Below are 19,935 nucleotides of genomic sequence, written 5' to 3'. Positions count from 1 at the left end.
AACCGGGTGTGTCGGCATCATGCTTCGCCCACGGCTTCCAGGGCGGCGGTGATCAGTGCCGGGGCGATGCGGTAGCCGTTGGTCTGCAATTGCTGCAACAGTGGGGCCAGTGCTTCGATTCGCCCTTGGCGGCGTGCCTGCACCAGCACGCCAAGTACGCCAAAAATCGGCAGGCCGAGGCGGCGGGCGGCAGCGCGGCCACAACGTTCGTCCATCAGCACGCCACATTGCAGTGCGCGGGCAAGGCTGATGGCCTGGGCTTCGCCTTCGTCAAGGGCGGCCGCGGCCTGCGTGTAGATGGTGTCGTTACGGTCGGGATGCACGCGCACATGCTTTTGAACAAAGCGGGCGATGTCGCGGGCACCGGGGCGACCGAGGTCGGCCGTGGTTTCCATCAGCACGGTCTGCGGCAGGTGGACGGCGCCGAATATCTCCGTGAGCAGCATCAGATGGCTGCAACCGGCCAGTGCAATCAGCGGGCCGGAGTCGGCGACGACGACGGGACGCATGGATCAGTCTCGTGGCGGCTGGGCCACAGCGTCGAATCCGGCGAGTTCTTCGCTCAGTTCGGCGGGATCGTAATCGACGACGGCAATGCCCTGGGCACTGACGTAGGCGAGAAAGTCGGCCAGTTTCATGCCAGCGAGTCTGGCAGCGCGGCCGGGCGGCAGGTCGCCGTTCTGAAAGAGTTGCGCAGCCAACGCGACGTGTACGCCCACGCGCAGCAATTCCTCGGTAAAGGGAACGCTGACGAACAGCGGCTGGCCATGCCGGGTGACGAGCGAGAGCTGGCCCTGCTCGGCCGCACGGCTGAGGTCGCCGGAGCGTTCGCGCAGTTCGCGGATGCTGAATGTTTGCATGACACAGACCTCCATTTGTGTACACACATTGTAGGACAAATTGGCAATCTGCCCGTGCTTCGGGTGGGACGGAAGTTTCTTTTTCCTCTTGCGTCGGAAGAAACGGATCAAAGGGACAGGCATGAGCGCTGAACTGGGCATGGGCGCGGCAATTGCCGCAGACGATGATCTGTTGTCAGTCGACGAGCGCCACTACGTGCGCCTGGGCTGGCTGATCGTGCTGGTGGGGGTGGCCGGCTTTCTGGCCTGGGCGCTGCTGGCGCCGCTGGATGCGGGCGTGCCGGTGGAGGCCAAGGTGGTGGTGAGCGGCAACCGCAAGGCGGTGCAGCCGATCGCGGGCGGCAAGGTGCAGCGCATCCTGGTGGCCGAGGGCGATGCGGTGCGGGAAGGCCAGGTGCTGGTGGAACTGGTGCCCACGGTGCCGGCCAACCAGCTCGACTCGCTGCGCTTCCAGTTCCTGAGCAGCCTGGCGACGGAGAACCGCCTGGTGGCCGAGCGCGACGGGCTGGCGCAGATCGCTTTCGACGCGCGGCTGCTGCAGGCCGAGCGCGAGGGCAGCCTGCAGGCGGCGGAGATCCTCCAGGCGCAGCGGCAGTTGTTCGACAGCCGGCGCAGCGCCCAGCAGGCCACCCTGGGCGGCTTGGAGGCCAGCTTGCGCGGCGCCCGCGAGCAGCGCGACAGCCTGCGGCGCATCCTGCAATCGCGGCGCGATCAGCGCACGGCCTTCGAGCAGCAGCTTGCCGGCCAGCGAACGCTGGCCGACGACGGGCTGCTGGCGCGCAACCGGCTGCTGGAAGCCGAGCGCCAGTACCTGCAACTGGCCGGCTCGGTGGCCGACGACGAGGGCCGGCTGGGCCTGCTGCAAAACCAGGTGCAGGAATACCAGCTGCGCCTGATCCAGCAGCGCGAGGATTACCAGAAGGAACTGCGCACGGCGCTGGCCGAGACGCGCACGCGCACGGCGGACCTGCAGTCGCGCCTGGACAGCGCGCAGTACGAGGTGGCGAACACGCAGATCGTGGCGCCGGCGGCGGGCATCGTGGCCGGGCTGGCGGTGTTCACCCAGGGCGGTGTGGTCAGCACCGGCGACAAGCTGATGGACATCGTGCCGCTGGACCAGCCGCTGATGGTGGAAGGCCGGCTGCCGGTGCAGTCGGTGGACAAGGTGCATGCCGGCCAGCCGGTGGAGCTGGAGTTCGCCGCCTTCAACCGCGCTTCCACGCCCAAGCTGCCGGGCACGCTGAGGACCGTTTCGGCCGACCGGCTGGAAGACCCGCAGGGCACGCCCTATTACCACGTGGAAATCAGCGTCGACCAGCTGCAGGGGCGCGAGGTGCTGCCGGGGCTGCTGCTGCAGCCGGGCATGCCGGTGACGGCTTTCGTCAAGACCGGCGAGCGCACGCTGATGAGCTACCTGCTCAAGCCGCTGCGCGACCGCGCCCGCCTGGCATTGACGGAGGAGTGAATGGCCAGGCGCAGCAAAACAGCGGAATGGCTGGCGCCGGCCGGCGGATGCATGCGGGCGGCCCTGCGCAAGGTTTGCCGGATGCCGCACCCGGTGTCGATTGCCGTGGTGGCGGTGCTGCTGTCGCTGGAGGGCATGCCGCCGGCGCAGGCGCAGTCCGCATTGCCGGCACCGCCAGCGGGCGAGGTGCAGGCGCTCGATCTGGTGCAGGCCTACGAACGCATGCTGCTCAACGACCCGCAGGTGCAGGCGGCGCGCGCGGGCCGCGACGCCGGCCTGGACGCCCAAAACCTTGCCCGCGCCGCGCTGCTGCCGCAGGCGTCGATCAACTACCTGCGCAACCGCACCAGGCAGAGGGAGTACTACGACACCACGGCATCCGGCAGACAGACCGTCGAGGACCGCTTCTACGGGCGCCGCGCCGGCCTGACCGTCGAGCAGACGCTGTTCGACTATTCGGCCATCAGCACCTACCGCCTGGGCAAGACCCAGGCGGAATACGCCGAAGTGCAGTACCGGCTGCAGTTCCAGCAGGAGGCGGTGGCCCTGATCGACGCCTACCTGAACGCGCTGCTGGCGCGCGATTCGCTGGATCTGGCCCGCCACCAGCTGCGCGTCTATGAGGACATGCTGCGCGGCAACGAGCGGATGCTGGCGCAGGGCGAAGGCACCCGCATCGACATCCTGGAAACCCGCACGCAGGTGGGCGCCACCCAGGCCGAACTGGTGACCTACGAGAATGCCCTGGGCGACCGGCTGCGCGAGCTGTCGGCGCTGCTGGGCGGGCCGGTGCAGGCGCGGCAACTGCTGGCCATCGACCTGGAGGCAATGCTGCCGCCCTTGCAGGACGGCGACCTGGCCACGCTGCTGGGCGATGCCCGGCAGCAGAACCCGGAGGTGCAGGCGGCACGCCTGGCGGTGCGCTACAACGACCTGACGATCGAGCGCGAGAAGGGGCAGTTCATGCCCAGGGTCTCGGTCTATGCCGCGCACGAGCGGATCGAGTCGGACACCATCAACAACAAGGGCCGCGACTACAAGAGCAACACCATCGGCCTGCAGGTGTCGATTCCGCTGTTCAGCGGCGGCTCCAGCTACTACGCCACGCGCCAGGCCGGCAAGCGGCTGGAGCAGGCACGCCACGAGCTGGACCGCGCCACCAACAGCACGATCACCACGCTGGAACAGTACTACCGCGTGTGCGCCACCAGCGCGGACCGCGCGCGCCTGCTGCGCCAGAACGTGGCCGACAGCACCGGGCTGGTCGACGCGATGCACCAGAGCGTGGCCGGCGGCGAACGCACCAACACCGACGCGCTGCAGGCCGAGCGCCAGGCCTACCAGGCGCGGCAGGCACTGCTGCGCACCTACGTGGAGTGGTTCCAGGCCTGGGCCAAGCTGCAGTTCTACGCGGGGCGGTTTTCCGAGGAAGACGTGCTGCTGCTGAACCGGCAGCTGGTGGCGGAAGCCCGCTAGGCAAGCGCCCGCGGCAGGAGACACGGGCCGGCATTTGCCCGGATGGAATACAGAAACATAGGAATGATTATCAATAACTTGGCGGCGAATGGGTTTGGCGAAACGCAATGGCCGCGGTGCGATGGAGAGAGGACCAAGTCGATGATGGAAACCGTTCGGATCATGGATGACGGAATCATTCCAGTGGATGAGGACTTGCGGGCGGAGATGGCCGCGGACCTGGGCATGCCCGCCGCGCAGTTGGAGGCCGATGCCAGCTTCCTGAAACTGGGGCTGGATTCCATGCGCTTGATGGCGTGGCTGCACCGGCTGCGCAAGCGCGGCCACAAGGTGAAGCTACGGGATCTGTACCAGCAGCCGACTCTGGAGGGCTGGAGCCGCCTGCTGCGCGAGAGTCCGGCCGTTGCACAGGGCGGACAGGCGGGCGCACCGGACCTGGCCACGGCGCAGGCCCCTTCCCCTGCCTGGCCGACCATGGCCAACGGCGAGCCGTTCGCGCTGACGCCCGTGCAGCATGCCTACCTGGTGGGCCGCGCGCCGCACCAGACGCTGGGTGGCGTGGGCTGCCACCTATACCAGGAGTTCGACGGCGCGGGGCTGGATGCCGACACCCTGGAGCAGGCCGTCGGCGCCTTGATCGAACGCCATCCGATGCTGACCGTGACCTTCCTCGACGACGGCCGCCAGCAGCACCGGCCCGGCACCCGCTGGCGCGGGCTGACCCTGCACGATCTGCGCACGGCCTCGCCGGCCGAGTGCGAGGCCCACCTGCTGGCGATGCGCGAGCGGCACGGCCACCGGGTGCTGGCTGTGGAACAGGGCGAGAATTTCGATTTCCAGTTGTCGCTGCTACCCGATGACCGCCACCGGCTGCATGCGGACATCGACCTGCTGGTGCTGGATGCCGCGAGCTTCAGCCTGGTGTTCGACGAACTGGCGGCGCTGGTGCGCGGCGAAAACCTGCCGCCGGTGCGCGCGGACTATGATTTCCGCAGCTACCTGGCCCAGGCGGCGCAGGAGAACGCGGCGGCCCGGCAGCAGGCGCAGCGGTTCTGGATGGAGCGTCTGGACGGCCTGCCCGATGCGCCGCATCTGCCGCTGGCCTGCGAGCCGGAGCAGATCGGGCAGGTGCGCATCTCGCGCCGGCGCGTGGAAATCGAGGCCGGGGACTGGGCGCGCTTCAAGGCCGCCGCCGGCGAACATGGCGTGACGCCCACGATGGCGCTGGCCACCTGCTTTGGCGCGGTGCTGGCGCGCTGGTGCGGCCAGCCCCGGCTGTTGCTGAACCTGACGCTGTTCGACCGGCTGCCACTGCATCCGGCGGTCGACGGAATGATCGCGGATTTCACCAACATCCTGCTGCTGGACATCGCGGGCGAAGGCGCGCGCTTCGATGCGCTGGCGCAGACCAACCAGCAAACCTTCACGGAAGCCTACGAGCACCGCCACTGGTCGGGCGTGGAACTGCTGCGCGAGCTGCGCAGGACGCCGGGGGCCTATCCGCATGGCGCGCCGGTGGTGTTCACTAGCAACCTGGGCCGCCCGCTGTTCGGCCGGGACGTGGCGCGCACGCTGGGCGCGCCGGGCTGGGGGATTTCGCAGACGCCGCAGGTCTGGATCGACCATCTGGCCTACGAGCACGGCAGCTCAGTGTTCCTGCAGTGGGATTGCAACGAGGCGCTGTTCCCGCCCGGGCTGCTCGATGCCATGTTCCAGGCCTACGTGCGGCTGGTGCGGCAGCTGCTGGATGCGCCGCGGGCCTGGCACCAAGACGTGCCGGACCTGATGCCGCAGGAGCAGCAGGCCGTGCGGGCGCGGATCAATGCCCGTGGCGACGCGCCGACGCCCGAGGGCCTGCTGCACGAGGAGTTCTGGCTGCAGGCGCGGGCGTGCCCGGACGCGGTGGCGCTGATTCACGGCGAGCGCCGCCTGAGCTATGGCGAACTGGCGGAGCAGGCCCGGCGCTGCGCCGGAGCGCTGGTCGCGCGGGGCGTACGGCCGGGGGATCGGGTGGCGATCACCATGTCCAAGGGCATCGGGCAGATCGTCGCGGTGCTGGGGATTCTGTACGCTGGCGCGGTGTATGTGCCGGTTTCGCCGGATCAGCCGCCGGAACGCCGGCGGACGATCTACCAGGGCGCGGGCACGGCGTTGGTACTGGTGTGCCGCGGCGATGCCGACGGCGCCACGGACGGCGCGGTGGATGGTGTGACCTTCCTCGACTGGCGGGAGGCGATCGGGCATGCGGCGCTGCCCGCCCCGCGCGTGGTCGATGCCGGGGAGCCGGCGTACATCATCTACACCTCCGGCTCCACCGGCATGCCGAAGGGCGTGATCATTTCCCATCGGGGCGCGCTGAACACCTGCGCCGAGCTGAACCGCCGCTACGCGGTGACGGCGGACGACCGGGTGCTGGCGCTGTCGGCGCTGCATTTCGATCTGTCGGTGTACGACATCTTCGGCCTGCTGTCGGCGGGCGGCGCGCTGGTGCTGGTCGACGAGGCCCAGCGGCGCGATCCGGCCGCCTGGTGCGGGGCCGTCGAACGGCATGGCGTGACGCTGTGGAACACGGTGCCGGCGCTGCTCGACATGCTGCTGACCTACAGCGAGGGGTTCGAGCTGCGGGCGCCGGCCGCGCTGCGCGTGGCGATGCTGTCGGGCGACTGGATCGGCCTGGACCTGCCGGCGCGCTACCGCGCCTTCCGGCCGGACGGGAAATTCGTGGCGATGGGCGGCGCGACCGAGGCTTCCATCTGGTCCAACGTCTATGACGTGGAGGAGGTGCCGCCGGCGTGGCGCTCGATCCCCTACGGTTATCCGCTGGCGCGGCAGAAGTACCGGGTGGCCGATGCCCGGGGCCGCGACTGCCCGGACTGGGTGCCGGGGGAGCTGTGGATTGGCGGCGAAGGCGTGGCGCTGGGCTATTTCAACGACCCGGAACGCACGGCGCAGCAGTTCGTGACGGTGGACGGCGAACGCTGGTATCGCACCGGGGACATGGGCTGCTACTGGCCGGACGGCCGGCTGGAATTCCTCGGGCGGCGCGACAAGCAGGTCAAGATCGGCGGCTATCGCATCGAGCTGGGCGAGATCGAGGCGGCGCTGCTGCGGGTGGAGGGCGTCAAGAGCGCGGTGGCGCTGGCGGTGGGCGAGCGGGAGAAGTCGCTGGCCGCCTTCGTGGTGCCGCAGGGAACGGTGCTGTACGCCGCCCTGCCCGCCGACCCGGCGCTGCCCGCCGGCTATGCGGCGCTGGTGCCGCATCAGGCCGGGCAGACCGTGCCGGACCACGAAGCCGACATGGCGCGGCTGGTGGCCGGATACCTGTTCGATCACCTGGGCCGGCACGGGGTGGATTTTTCCACGGCGGTCACGGCGGACGAGGCGCTGCGCCGGTATGGCGCCCAGCCTCGCTGGGCGGACTTGGCAGGCCGCTGGCTGGAGCATCTGACCGCTTCGGGGTTGTTGCAGCGCTTGGCAGATGGTCGCTATGGACCGGCGGCCGATGCGCCGCCGTCCTGGCAGCCGCCCGGCGGGCATCCGCTGTTCGAGACCGCCAACGCGCTACTGACGCACCACGAGCCGCTCGCGCAGATCCTGCGCGGCGAACGGCCGGCGCAGACCCTGCTGGATCATCCGTTCTGGGCGCCGGAGCAGTTGCTGCTGCGCACGCCGGGCACGGCGGCGGCCATCGAGGCGCTGGCCGGCATGGTGCGGGCGCTGGCCGGGGTGCTGGGACGCCCGGTGCGCCTGCATGAGGTGGGTACGCGCAGCGGCCTGGCCGCGGTGCAGCTCTTGCAGCACCTGGATGGTGTGGAGGCGGAGTACACCGCCTGGGACGAATCGCCGGAGATGGTGCTGCGCGCCTCGGCGAACCTGCAGCGCTTCGCCCAGGCCGAGGCACGGCGCTGGCATGCCGAGGTGCCGCACGAGGATTTGCACCGGGCCGACGTGGTGTGGGCCAACAATGCCCTGCACCGGCTGGGCGATGCCGGGGTGCGGGCGGTGCTGGCGCTGGCCGCCCCTGCGGCGCTGGTCTGCGTCCATGAACTGCGCCGGGTGTCCAGCCTGGCGCTGGTTTCCGCCGAACTGCTGGCCGGGGACGACAACGGCGGCATGGCGGCGCGGCTGCACGAGACACCCTGGTGGCAGTCGCTGCTGGCTTCGCACGGCCTGCGCAGCGAAGCCGCCGGCCTGGCGGGCGAGGTGCAATGGCTGGCCCTGCGCGCGCCGGACGAGGTGCGCCGGCCCGACGCCGGCAAGCTGGCCGCCGCCTTGCGCGGGCTGCTGCCGGGCTACATGGTGCCGCAGCGGCTGTTTTTCCTGGATGCCTTGCCGTTGACCGCCAACGGCAAGGTGGACCAGCGCGCCCTGGCGCAGCGCTGCGGCGGCCGGCAGCAGGCCGGGCCGGCGCGCGAGCTACCGCAGGGCGACACGGAACAGGCCGTGGCGGCCTTGTGGCGCGACCTGCTGAAGGTGCCCGAAATCCATCGGGACAGCCATTTCTTCCAGCTGGGCGGCGACAGCCTGCTGGCGACGCGCCTGATCGGCGAGCTGAGCCGGCGCGGCCATGCGGCCGGGCTGGGCGATCTGTTCGATTTTCCGACGCTGGCGGCTTTCGCCGCGACCGTGCGCAGCAGCGGCGGGAGCGGCGGGAGCGGCCTGCGCCACGACCCGGCCGCCCGCCATGCGCCGTTTGCGCTGACCGACGTGCAGCAGGCCTATCTGGTCGGCCGCCAGCCGGGGTTTGCGCTGGGCGGGGTCGGTTCGCATTTCTTCGTCGAGTTCGAGGTCGCCGGCCTGGACGCGGCGCGTTTCGAGCAGGCGATGAACCGGTTGATCGAGCGCCACGACACCCTGCGGGCGGTGGTGCGGGACGGCATGCAGCAGGTGCTGGCGGAAGTGCCGCGCTTCACGCTGCGCTGTCATCGGGTGGACGACCTGGACGGCGCGGAAAGCGTGGCCTTGCGCGAGCGCCTGGCCAGGCAGGTGCTGGACCCTGGCCGCTGGCCGGTGTTCGACATCCAGGCGGCGCAGGCGGCCGGCGGCGCACGGGCGCGGCTGTTCGTGTGCCTGGACAACCTGATGCTCGACGGGCTCAGCATGCAGATTCTGCTGGCGGAACTGGAGCAGTGCTACACCAACCCGGATCTGGAACTGCCCGAACTGGAAATCGGCTTCCGGGATTATCTGGAACAGGTGCGCCGGGGCGAGGCCAACGCGGTGTCGCTGGCCTACTGGGCGCGCCGCCTGGACAGCCTGCCGCCGGCGCCGGCCCTGCCCTTGCGCCGCGACCCGGCCGAGGTCGGGGTGCCGCATTTCGCGCGGCTCTCGGCCCATCTTTCCGCCGCGCAGTGGGACGCGCTCAAGACGCGGGCACGCGACGAGGGGCTGACGCCTTCGGCCCTGTTGCTGGCCGCCTATGCGGCGACGCTGTCGGCCTGGGCGGCGCGCGACGAGCTGTGCGTGAACCTGACGCTGTTCGACCGCCAGCCCCTGCACCCGCAGATCGAGCAGGTGCTGGGCGACTTCACCACCCTGCTGCTGCTGGCCTGGCAGCCGGCCGGCGACTGGCGCGCCAGCGCCCGCCAGCTTCAGCAGCGCCTGCGGCAGGATCTGCTGCACCGCGACGTGTCGGCGATCCAGGTGATGCGCCAGCTTGCCCGGCGCGCCGGCCAGGCTTCGGCGGCCATGCCGGTAGTGTTCACCAGCGCGCTGGGGTTCGAGCAGGGGCGCTTCCTGGCGCACGCCTCATGGATGAAGCCGCGCTGGGGGCTGTCGCAGACGCCGCAGGTCTGGCTCGACCACCAGGTGTACGAGTCGGAGGGCGAACTGCGCTTCAACTGGGACTACGTGCAGGAACTGTTCGAACCGGCGCAGGTACGGGCCATGTTCGAGCGCTACGTGGCCCTGCTGCGGCGGCTGGCGGAAGACGGCGCGGCATGGGGGCTGCCGCTGGATGCGCTGGTGCCGCGCCTGGAAGGCGTGCATCGGCTGCCGCCCGCCTCGACCGCGGCTTCGCTGCCGGAGGCCGCCCCGGCGCCGGCCGCGCTGCGGGCCGACGATGCGCTGGTGCAGGGGCTGTGCGGGCATTTCGAGCGGGTGGTCGGCTTGCCGATCCAGCCGCGCCAGTCCTTCTTCGATGCCGGCGCCACGTCCCTGAAGCTGGTCCAGTTGCACGTGCATTTGAAGCAGGCCGGCCATGGCGGCCTGCAGGTGACCGATCTGTTCGCCCAGGCCACGCCACTGGCCCTGGCGGCGCACCTGCACGGCACGTCGGCCAGGGCCGACGACATCGCCGGCATCGATGACGGGCGCCGCGAACGGCTGGCGCAACGCAGGGCACGCGCGCAGCGCCGGCTCGGGAGCACGCTGTGAACATCGAAGAACTGTTGAACCGCCATTACCCGGAAGGCGAGCCGATCGCCGTGATCGGCCATGCCTGCCGCTTTCCAGAGGCCGCGGACAGCGAGGCCTACTGGGCCAACCTGGTGGCCGGACGCGAGTGCAACCGGCGGTTTTCCCGCCAGGAACTGCTCGATGCCGGCATCCCGGCGGCCACCATCGACGATCCGGCCTATGTGCCCCGGGGCACGGTGGTGGCCGACGCCGATGCCTTCGATGCCGAACTGTTCGGTTATTCGCGCCAGGAAGCCGAACTGATCGATCCGCAGCAGCGCCTGTTTCTGCAGATCGCCTGGCATGCGCTGGAGCACGCCGGCTACGCGCCCAGGGCGGTGCCGCACAAGACCGGCGTGTTCGGCGCCTGCCGGATCAGCACCTATCCGGGCCGGGAGGCGATCAACCTCGCCGAGGTGGCGCACGTGCGCAGCCTGCAGTCGCTGATGGGCAACGACAAGGACTACGTGGCGACGCGGGTGGCCTACAAGCTGGGTCTGCGCGGCCCGGCCGTCACGGTGCAGACCGCGTGTTCGAGTTCGCTGGTGGCCACCCACATGGCCTGCGAGAGCCTGCGCGCCGGCGAGTGCGGCATGGCGATTGCCGGCGGGGTGGCGGTGTCCTTCCCGCAGGTGAGCGGGTATCTGTACCAGCCGGGCATGATTTTCTCGCCGGACGGCCATTGCCGCCCGTTCGACGCCCAGGCGCAGGGCACCTATGCCGGCAACGGGGTGGCGGCGGTGGTGCTGCGGCGCCTGTCGGATGCCTTGCGCGATGGCGATCCGGTGGTGGCGGTGGTGCTGGGCAGCGCGATCAACAACGACGGCAGCCGGAAGGTGGGCTACACCGCGCCATCGGTGGCCGGCCAGCGCGAGGTGATTGCCGAGGCCTGGTCTCTGGCCGGGGTGCATAGCCAGCAGATCGGCATGGTCGAGGCGCACGGCACGGCCACGCCGCTGGGCGATTCGATCGAGCTGCAGGCGCTGCATTCGGTCTTTCACGCGCCCGGGCAGGGGCCGGCCTGCGCGCTGGGATCGGTCAAGAGCAACCTGGGGCACCTGGATACCGCCGCGGGCATTGCCAGCTTCCTCAAGGCGGTGCTGGCGGTGGAGCGCGGGACGATTCCGCCCTGCGTGCATTTCAGCCAGGCCAACCCGGCATTGCGGCTGGAAGACGGGCCGTTTCATGTGCCTGCCGGCGCGCAGCCGTGGGATGCGCCGGTGCGCATGGCGGGCGTGTCTTCCTTCGGCATCGGCGGCACCAATTGCCACATGGTGGTGGCTTCGCTGCCGCAGGCGATGCGGCAGGCGCTGGAGCGTTCCGGCAGCGGGGGCGAAAGCGCGGCGGAAGCGGACGACGAACCCGCGCTGCTGCTCAGCGCCAACAGCGAGGGCGCATTGCGGCGCCTAGCCGGCGCCCATGCACAGGCGCTGCGGCAACAGCCCGCCGCCGACGTGGCCCACACCGCGCTGCACGGCCGCCAGCTCGACTTGCCGTGGCGCCTGGCCGTACCGGTGTGCGACGAGACGGCGGATGCCCTGGCCGCTTTTGCCGAGGGCGAGGACGACGTTCTGGTCCATTCGGGGCAGGACGCCCCGGGCAAGCGGGTCTGGCTGTTCACCGGCCAGGGCGCGCAATGGCCGGGCATGGGCCGGGCGTGGCATGCCGCTTCCCCGGCCTTCGCGGATTGCCTGGAACGCTGTCTGGCGGTGTTCGACACGGCGCAGGAGCGGGCATTTGCCGAGGGGCTGCGCAAGGCGCTGATGGATGCGGAGCATGTGCTGTTCCAGCGCATGGAATATGCACAGCCCGCCATCGTCGCCTTCGAGCTGGCGATGGCGGCGCACTGGCAGGCGCTGGGCCTGGCGCCGGACATGGTGCTGGGCCATTCGGTGGGCGAGTTCGCGGCGGCCGTGGTCGCCGGACATTACACGCCCGAACAGGTCATGCCGCTGGTGCGGCTGCGCGGCGCGCTGATGGACCGTTGCCGCGGCGGCGCCATGCTGTCGGTGTTTGCCGGCGAGGCCGAGGCCTCGCCGCTTGCCTCGCGGCTGGGGCTGGACCTGGCGGCGCACAACGGCGACCGGCATCTGGTCTTTTCCGGCGAGCGCGGCGGCGTCGAGCGGATGGCGGCCGAACTGGAAGCCATGGGCCTGCGCAGCAATCTGCTGGCCGTGGCGGGGGCCGCGCATTCGCGGATGCTCGACCCCATCCTCGACGAATTCCAGCAGGCGACGGCCGCCTTGCGCGCGCAGGAAGGCACGCTGCCGTTCATTTCCGGGCTGACCGGCGAGGCCGTGGATGCCGGGCAGCTGAATGCCCCGGATTTCTGGCGGCGCCACATGCGCAGCCCGGTGCGTTTCATCCAGTGCCTGCACCGGGCCGTGGCCGACGGCGCGGGCCTGTTCCTGGAGATGGGGCCGGATGCACCGTTGACCGGCATCGGGCAGCGGGAGCTGGCGGGCGCCGCGCGCTGGATCGGCTGCGCCAGGCGCAACCAGCCCGCCGGCCGCCAACTCCGGCAGGCGCTGATGCAGCTTTATGCCGCGGGCGCCGATCTGCCGTGGCTTTCCCTGTTGTCCGCTCCGGGCCGCCGCTGCCATGCCCCGTTGTATCCCTTCGAGTTGCATCGCTACTGGCGCGAGGCGCCCGCCGCCGCGGACCGGCCCGTGATGGCAACGAGCCTGCCGACGGCGCGCGCTGTGGCGGCCCGGCAGGCGCGCGACCTGGACCTGCCCCGCCTGCATGCCCTCTACGCCTGCGTCACCCGGCTGCATGCCATCTACGTGGACCGGCTGGTACGGCGTTGCGTGGGGGATCGCATCGACCACGGCGTGACGGCGCAGGAGATCCTGCGCGGCGGCCGTCTGCTGCCGCGCCACCGGCAGTTGCTGGCGCGCCTGCTCAACGCCTGCGCCGAGGATGGCTACCTGCAGGTGCGGGACGGGCGCTATGCGACCCGCAACCCCGCGCCCCACGATACGCATGACGCCCTGCTCGGCGAATTGCGCGGGTACTGCGAAGGCCTGGACGTGATCGCGCAGACGGTGCAGCGCGCGGGCGCCAGCCTGTACGCGATGATGAGCGGCGAGGTCGAGCCGGTTGCCGTGATCTTCCCGGAAGGCGCGTCCAGCGGCGTGGAGGTGCTGTATCAGGACTTCAGCTTCGGGCGTTATTTCAACCAGATCGCCGCGGGGGTGGTCGCCGATCTGGCCCGGGGCGCCAAGGGTTCGCCCTTCCGCGTGCTGGAGGTGGGCGGCGGCACCGGCGGAACGACGGCCTGGGTGTTGCCGGCCTTGTCCGGCCAGCCGGGCGTGCACTACGTGTTCACCGACATTTCCCCGATCTTCACGCGGCGGGCCGAGCAGAAGTTCGCCGGCTACGGCTTCATCGAATACCGCGAGTTCGATCTGCAGAAAAGCGCCGAGTCCCAGGGCTTCGAGGCGGGCGACTACGACCTGATCGTGGCGGCCAACGTCATCCACGCCACGCAGCACGTCGGCCACGTGCTGGCCAACCTGCAGCCCTTGCTCAAGCCGGGCGGCAAGCTGCTAATGCGCGAGATCACCCGGCCGATGCGCCTGTTCGATTTCGTGTTCGGCCCGCTGGTGCTGCCCTTGCACGACGAGGAGGCGCGCGGCGGCGAACTGTTCCTGACGACGGCGCGCTGGCGCCAGCAGTGCCTGGCGGCCGGGTTCGCGCGGATCGAATGGCTGCCGGAAGACGGCACGGCCACTTCGGACATGAGCGAGCACATCGTGCTGGCCACGGCGCCGGGCGCCGATGCGGCGGAAACGGGGATGCCTTCCGGAGCCGTGCGTGTGGGTGTCGGCGTGCTGGGGCAGGCGCTGGCCAACGACGGCAGCTATCTCGCGGACTGGTCGGACTGCGCGGGGGACGAGGCCGCATGGCAGGCCCGCGTTGCCGAGGCCTGCGCGGAAATGGCGTGCCGCCACGGCGACAGCCGCGCGGTGCCGCTGCCGGACATCCCCGCCCGCGCGCCGGACTGGCTGAACCTGGTACGGCTGCAATGGCACGCCAGACCGCTGGAGCCGGCATGGATCGAGTTGAGCGCCTGCGCCCCGGACGGGGCATGGCGCGGCCTCGGCGCCGTGGCGGCGGCCGATGACGACGCTCTGCCCGTGCTTGCGGCGGCTCCCGAAACGCACTACGACTGGTCCTGGGAACGCATCGGAGCTGTCGCAACGCCGGGCAGGACGGTCAGCGGCTGGTTCCGCTTGAGCGATCCTGACGATCCGGCGCTTGAAACGGCACTGTCGGCGGCGGGTGTCGTCCTGGACGTGGATGCGGGGAAGGTGCTGGTCGTTCTGTCGCCGGAGGCCGTGGCATTGGAGGCCGTGGCCGCACCATTGCTCGGCGCGATCGCCGATGCCGACGGCTGCGACATCGTGCTCGTCACACGCTCGGCCTGGGCCGTGGCAGCCGGGGACGTCGTCAATGCCGCGCACCATGCCGCCTGGGGGCTGGCGCGCACCGCCGCGGTCGAGTTCGCGGCACGGAACGCGGGGCGCACGGTGGCCGCGGTGGATCTCGGCGCCGGTTCGGACTGGCAGGACCTGGCCACGGGTCTGCAGGCACTGGCCGAAGGGGCGCAGTGGATCGCGGTTCGCCACGGGCAGGCCTGGGTGCCTTGCCTGGTGCCGCAGCAATACGCGGCCCCGGCCTTGCCTGCGCAGGGCCTGCCCGGCGATGGCTGGCATGTCGTGACCGGCGGCCTGGGCGGACTCGGCCGCCTGAGCGCGAGATGGCTGGCCAGCCGCGGCGCGCACCGGATCGCGCTGCTGGCACGCCGCAAACACGAAGATGCCGCCGGGTTCGCGGCCGACCTGCAACGGCGCCATGCCTGCACGGTGGTTTCCATCGTCTGCGATGTGGCCGATCCCGCGGCACTCGATGCGGTGCTTGGCAAGTTGCTGCAGGCCGATTCCGGCATCGCCGGCGTGATCCACGCTGCGGGGGTGCTGGACGACGGCCCGATCACGGAGCTGGACGGAACCCGGCTTGCGCCGGTGCTCGCCGTCAAGGCCCATGCGGCCCGGCAGATTCACGAGCGGCTGCGCGAAGCCGGCGGCCGCCCCTACCTGCTGCTCTATTCCTCGGCGGCCGCGGCGCTGGGCAGCGCGGGCCAGGCGGCCCATGCGCTGGCGAGCGCCTATCTGGACGGTCTGGCGCATGAGGCCGCGACCTCGGACGGTGGCCGCAAGGCGGTGACGGTGGTTGCCATCGGCTGGGGGGCCTGGGGCGAAACCGGCCGGGCGGCGGATGCCGGCCTGCAGGAGCGCCTCGCCGACGATGGCATGGGCGTGCTGAGCGACGCGGAAGGGCTGTGGCATCTGGAACAGGCGGTTTCGCGCGCGGCGCCGTACCGCCTGGCGATGCGGGTGCTGCCCGAACGCCTGGACGAGGCGCGCAGCCGCTTGCTGGGCCTGACGCAGCCATCACCCCGCCAGACGGCCGCCATGCCGCCTTCGGCCACTGCGGCAACGCCGGCCGCCATGCCGCAGCACCCGGTGGCGATGGATTTGCCGCCCGCCAGGCTGGGCGATGCCGGCGCCGTGGCGCAATGGCTGGCGGCACAGATTGCCGCGCAACTGCGAGTGGATGATCCGGCCCGTTTGTCGCCAAGGCGCGACCTGGTGCAGCTGGGCCTGGATTCGCTGCTGTTCCTGGAACTGAGCAGCACCATCCAGCGCCGCCTCGGCGTACGCATCGACGCGGAGAAAGCCTATCGCGACCTGAGCATCGACGGGCTGAGCCGCCTCATCGCCGAACAGGCGGCACAGGCTCCGGGCGAGGCGCGGCAGATCCACGCGCTACAGCACGATGCGCAGGGGCGCTACCAGCCCTTCCCGCTGACGCCGATCCAGCATGCCTACTGGATGGGCAGGACGGGCCTGATCGACTACGGCGGCGTGGCCTGCCACGTGCTGTTCGAGTGGGACCTGCGCCACGGGCAGTTCGACCTGGAGCGCTTCGGGCAGGCGTGGAACGCCCTGGTGCGACGGCACGACATGCTGCGCATGGTCATCGGCGAGGACGGGCAGCAGCGCATTCTGGCCGAGGTGGAGGATTACCGGATCGAGCGCCGCGACCTGTCGCGCCTGCCGCCCGCCGAGCGCGAACAGCGGCTGGAGGAACTCCGGCGGGCGTTGTCCTACCGCGTCCTGCCCGCGGACCGCTGGCCGTTGTTCGAGCTGATCGCCAGCGAACTGGATGGCGGCCGCTACCGGCTGCACATGAACCTGGACCTGCTGCTGTTCGACGTGCAGAGCTTCAAGGTGATGATGGACGATCTCGCCGCTTTCTACCGGGGCGAGCATCTGGAGCCGCTGCAGATCACCTTCCGCGACTACGTGCTCGACGAGCAGGCCCGCCGCCGCGAGCCGGCCTGGCTGAAAGCCTGGTGCTATTGGCAGGAACGCCTGACGGACTTGCCGCCCGCGCCCCGGCTGCCGCTGTCCGAACGCCGGCCGGCGGCCGCGCAACCGCATTTCACCACCTTCCAGGCGGTGCTGGAGCGCCAGCGCTGGGAAGCCCTCAAGCGGGCGTGGCAGTCCTGGGGCGTGACCCCTTCGGCGGCGCTGATGACGCTGTTCGCCTGGACGCTGGAGCGCTGGGCGCGCTGGCCGACCTTCACGCTGAATCTGACCTTCTTCGACCGGCGTCCGGTGCATCCGCAGATGCGCCAGTTGATCGGCGACTTCACTTCGGTGCTGCTGGTCGACTTCGACCTGGGCGACCCGTCGTGCACCTTGCGCCAGTCCATCGAGCAGACGCAGCAGCGCCTGCGCCAGCACCTGGCGAACAGCCAGGTGAACGGGGTGGAACTGCTGCGCGAGATCGGCCGGATTCGCGGCCAGCACCGCCAGCCGCTGATGCCGGTGGTGTTCACCAGCATGCTGGGCATGACCCTGGACGGCCTGGCGATCGATCAGGCGATGACCAGCCTGCTGGGCGACCCGGTGCATGTGTTCACGCAGACGCCGCAGGTCTGGCTGGACCATCAGGTCATGGAAATCGACGGCGAACTGGTGTTCAGTTGGTACTGCATGGACGAAGTGCTGGCCGACGGCGCGGCACGGGCCATGTTCGAGGATTACCGCGCGGTCCTGCAGGCCGTGGCGGCGCAGCCGGACCTGATGGGGCAGGACGGATTGTGGAAGCTGCCCGAGGGCGAGACCGCGCCGCAGCGCTTCGAGCGCCGCGGATGGCCCGCTGCCGTCGCCGGCACCACGGTCGATCTGCGTGGGGTCGAAGACGCCGTTCGCCGGCAGGAGGGCGTGCGGCAGGCCGATGCGCGCGTCGATGCCGACGGATGCCTGCGGGTGAAGGTGGTGGCGGCGGAGCACGCTGATGAACCCGCCGGTCTGGCCGCCGCCCTGTCCCTGGATGGCCTGGACGGCCTGGCGGGGCTGGATGCGGCCGGGCAGGCCCGCTTCGATGCGGTATGGCATGCGCTCGAGGCCAGGGCGCTGCGGGGCATCGCCGCGACCCTGACGCGCCACGGCCTGTTCGTCCAGGAGAACCAGACCGCGGGGCTGGACGAAATCTATCGGCACCTGAAGGTGCTGCCGCGCTTCGAGCGCATCGTGCGCCAGTGGCTGCGCGTTCTGTCGGGCGCGGGATGGCTGGTCCAGGACGGTCCGGTCTTTGCCTGCCTGCGTCCGCTGGTCCACATGCCGGCGGCCCCGGCCATGCCGTCCAGCCCGTGGGGTGACGTGCTCGCCGCCTATCTCGAGCGCAGCATGGAACGGCATGCGGAATTGCTGCAGGGCACGTGCTCGGCCCTGGAACTGTTCTTCGTGGACGACTACGCGATCACCCGCGCCTTGTATGCGGAGAATCCGGCGGCGCAGTGCGTGGCCCGCAATGTGGGGAACGTCGTCCAGGCGCTGGCGCAGCGGGCGGACGGCGGCCTGCGCGTCCTGGAGGTCGGCGCGGGAACCGGCGCCACCACGGGGGCCGTGCTGGGCGCGCTCGAAGGGCAGTTGCTGGCCTACCACTTCACCGACGTGTCGACCTTCTTCCTGGACGAGGCGCGCAAGCGCTTCGCCGGGCGCGACGGCATGGAATACGGGCTGTTCGACATCAACCAGCCGGTCGATCACGCCGCGCATCCGGACCAGGGCTATGACCTCGTGGTGGCCGCCCAGGTGATGCACGACGCCGGCCACGTCGTGCGCTCGCTGCGCCGCATCGGCAGCCTGATGAAGCCCGGCGCGCGGCTGCTGCTGATCGAGGCCACACACCGCGACAGCGTCCTGCAGATGGCCAGCGTGGGATTCATCGAAGGCCTGGGCAACTACCAGGATCACCGCGTCCTCGACGACCGCGCCATGCTGGACCTCGCCCAGTGGCGCGATGCGCTGCGGGAGGCCGGGTTCGCGCTCGAACTGGCGTGGCCGGAACACGAGGAGTCGCCCATCCACCAGCACGTGATTCTGGCGCGGGTGGTCCGGGCGGCGCGGGTCGATTGCCGGAGCCTGGAGCAGGCGCTGGCCCGGCAGTGGGGCGATGCCTTCCCGACTGTACACGTACGGCAGAGCGAGCCGCTGGGCATGTTCGTGGACGCTGCGCCTTGCCCGGACGAGGTGCCGGCGGCGCCGGTCGCGGCAAGCGCGAAAACGCCGGAGGCAGCTGCCGCGGCCGGGACGCAGGCCGACGCCGGCGAACTGCAAGCCGGTGAGCTGCGGAACCGCGTCGCCCAGGTGTGGCAGTCCTTTCTCGGCAAGCCGGTACAGCCGGGAAGCGACTTTTTCCAGATCGGCGGCGACAGCCTGATCGCCACGCGCGTCATCGCGCAACTCCATCGCATCGGCATCGCCGGGGCCGGTTTGCAGGCGCTGTTCGCCCATCCGACGCTGGCGGGTTTCTGCGCAACCCTCGAGGGAACCGGGAGCAGGAAAATGGAAAACGTACTCGTGCCATTGACCCAGGGAGCGTCGAGCGAACGCCTGTTCGTGTTCCACGCTTCGGACGGCGGTGTGGCGTCATACCTGACATTCGCGCAGGCGCTGGACTGCCGGGTGTGGGGATTGCAGGCCCCCGAGCGGATCGAGGCGGACAGCCTGCGGGAGCTTGCCGCGGGCTATCTGCGAGCGATGGAGCCGCAGTTCGGAGCGGAGCCGCTCACGCTGATCGGCTGGTCCTACGGGGCCACCGTCGCGGCCGAGATCGCGCGCCTGCTGCACGGCCGCGGGAAGACGGTGCGCCTGGTGCTGATCGATCCGGTATGCGGCGCCGATTTCGCGGTGGCGGATCTGTCGGCCCTGATGCGCCTGCTGGCCAGGGAACACCGCCGGATCGTGCTGCCGGACGACTGGGAGGATCTGGACGAAACCGCGCGCATCGAAGCTTTCGTGCACCGCGCGGTGGAAGCCGGCGTGCTCCCCCAGCCGTTGCCCACGGCGCTTGCCCGTCCATGGCTGACGCGCATCCATCGGCTGCTGGACCTGCTGGCGAAGCACCGCGTGGGGGACTGCGTGCCGGTTCCCCGCCTGTGGCTGGAGGCGGATCGCCATCCCGGGCATTGGACGCCGGCGGTGCGCGAATGGGTGGCCTGGAAGGCCCAGGCGCAGATCCACGTCGTCGCGGCCGACCACTGGCAGCTCATGGAAGACGCCGCGACCGCGGCGAAAGTCGCCGCCCTGGTCCGGCAATGGCTGTCGCGGAACCCCTGCCGGGAGCACGTCCAATGATTCCGGCACCCGGAAAGAG

Annotated in this window: 6 protein-coding genes; 4 read left to right on the top strand and 2 right to left on the bottom strand. The window is 70.5% G+C overall.

The annotated features are described in order from the left end of the window. Positions 1-17: 17 nt before the first annotated feature. Together E6C76_RS12145 and E6C76_RS12140 are read right to left on the bottom strand one after the other, a co-directional pair. The gene (locus tag E6C76_RS12145) at positions 18-509 is read right to left on the bottom strand and encodes a DUF3368 domain-containing protein (protein WP_136348508.1); all 492 of its coding nucleotides are present in this window, start codon (positions 507-509) and stop codon (positions 18-20) included. Positions 510-512: 3 nt separating this feature from the next. After that, positions 513-860, bottom strand: a complete 348-nt coding sequence (locus E6C76_RS12140; RefSeq protein WP_136348507.1) for a UPF0175 family protein — start codon at positions 858-860, stop codon at positions 513-515. 121 nt (positions 861-981) lie between these two features. Between E6C76_RS12140 and E6C76_RS12135 the strand changes: the two genes are divergently transcribed. From E6C76_RS12135 to E6C76_RS12120, 4 genes are all read left to right on the top strand, one after another. Further along, a complete protein-coding gene (locus E6C76_RS12135) occupies positions 982-2,325 on the top strand; it encodes an HlyD family type I secretion periplasmic adaptor subunit (protein WP_136348506.1) in 1,344 nt (447 codons plus the stop codon). Further along, positions 2,326-3,801, top strand: a complete 1,476-nt coding sequence (locus E6C76_RS12130) for a TolC family outer membrane protein (protein ID WP_136348505.1) — start codon at positions 2,326-2,328, stop codon at positions 3,799-3,801. 162 nt (positions 3,802-3,963) lie between these two features. Then, entirely contained in the window at positions 3,964-10,176 is a 6,213-nt protein-coding gene (locus E6C76_RS12125; protein ID WP_211090202.1) for a non-ribosomal peptide synthetase, read from the top strand. Further along, entirely contained in the window at positions 10,173-19,916 is a 9,744-nt protein-coding gene (locus E6C76_RS12120; RefSeq protein ID WP_211090201.1) for a type I polyketide synthase, read from the top strand. The genes E6C76_RS12125 and E6C76_RS12120 overlap by 4 nt, the downstream gene beginning before the upstream one ends. Positions 19,917-19,935 lie beyond the last annotated feature (19 nt).

This window comes from Pseudothauera nasutitermitis (assembly GCF_004801295.1).
Taxonomy (GTDB): Bacteria; Pseudomonadota; Gammaproteobacteria; order Burkholderiales; family Rhodocyclaceae; genus Pseudothauera; species Pseudothauera nasutitermitis.
Note: the sequence above shows the minus strand (reverse complement) of the source record. Positions and strands in the feature narration are given on the sequence as shown.

Coding starts and splice junctions, on each gene's coding strand:
- E6C76_RS12145 (WP_136348508.1), bottom strand. CDS start 509: ATGCGTCCCGTCGTCGTCGCCGACTCCGGCCCGCTGATTGCACTGGCC.
- E6C76_RS12140 (WP_136348507.1), bottom strand. CDS start 860: ATGCAAACATTCAGCATCCGCGAACTGCGCGAACGCTCCGGCGACCTC.
- E6C76_RS12135 (WP_136348506.1), top strand. CDS start 982: ATGAGCGCTGAACTGGGCATGGGCGCGGCAATTGCCGCAGACGATGAT.
- E6C76_RS12130 (WP_136348505.1), top strand. CDS start 2,326: ATGGCCAGGCGCAGCAAAACAGCGGAATGGCTGGCGCCGGCCGGCGGA.
- E6C76_RS12125 (WP_211090202.1), top strand. CDS start 3,964: ATGGATGACGGAATCATTCCAGTGGATGAGGACTTGCGGGCGGAGATG.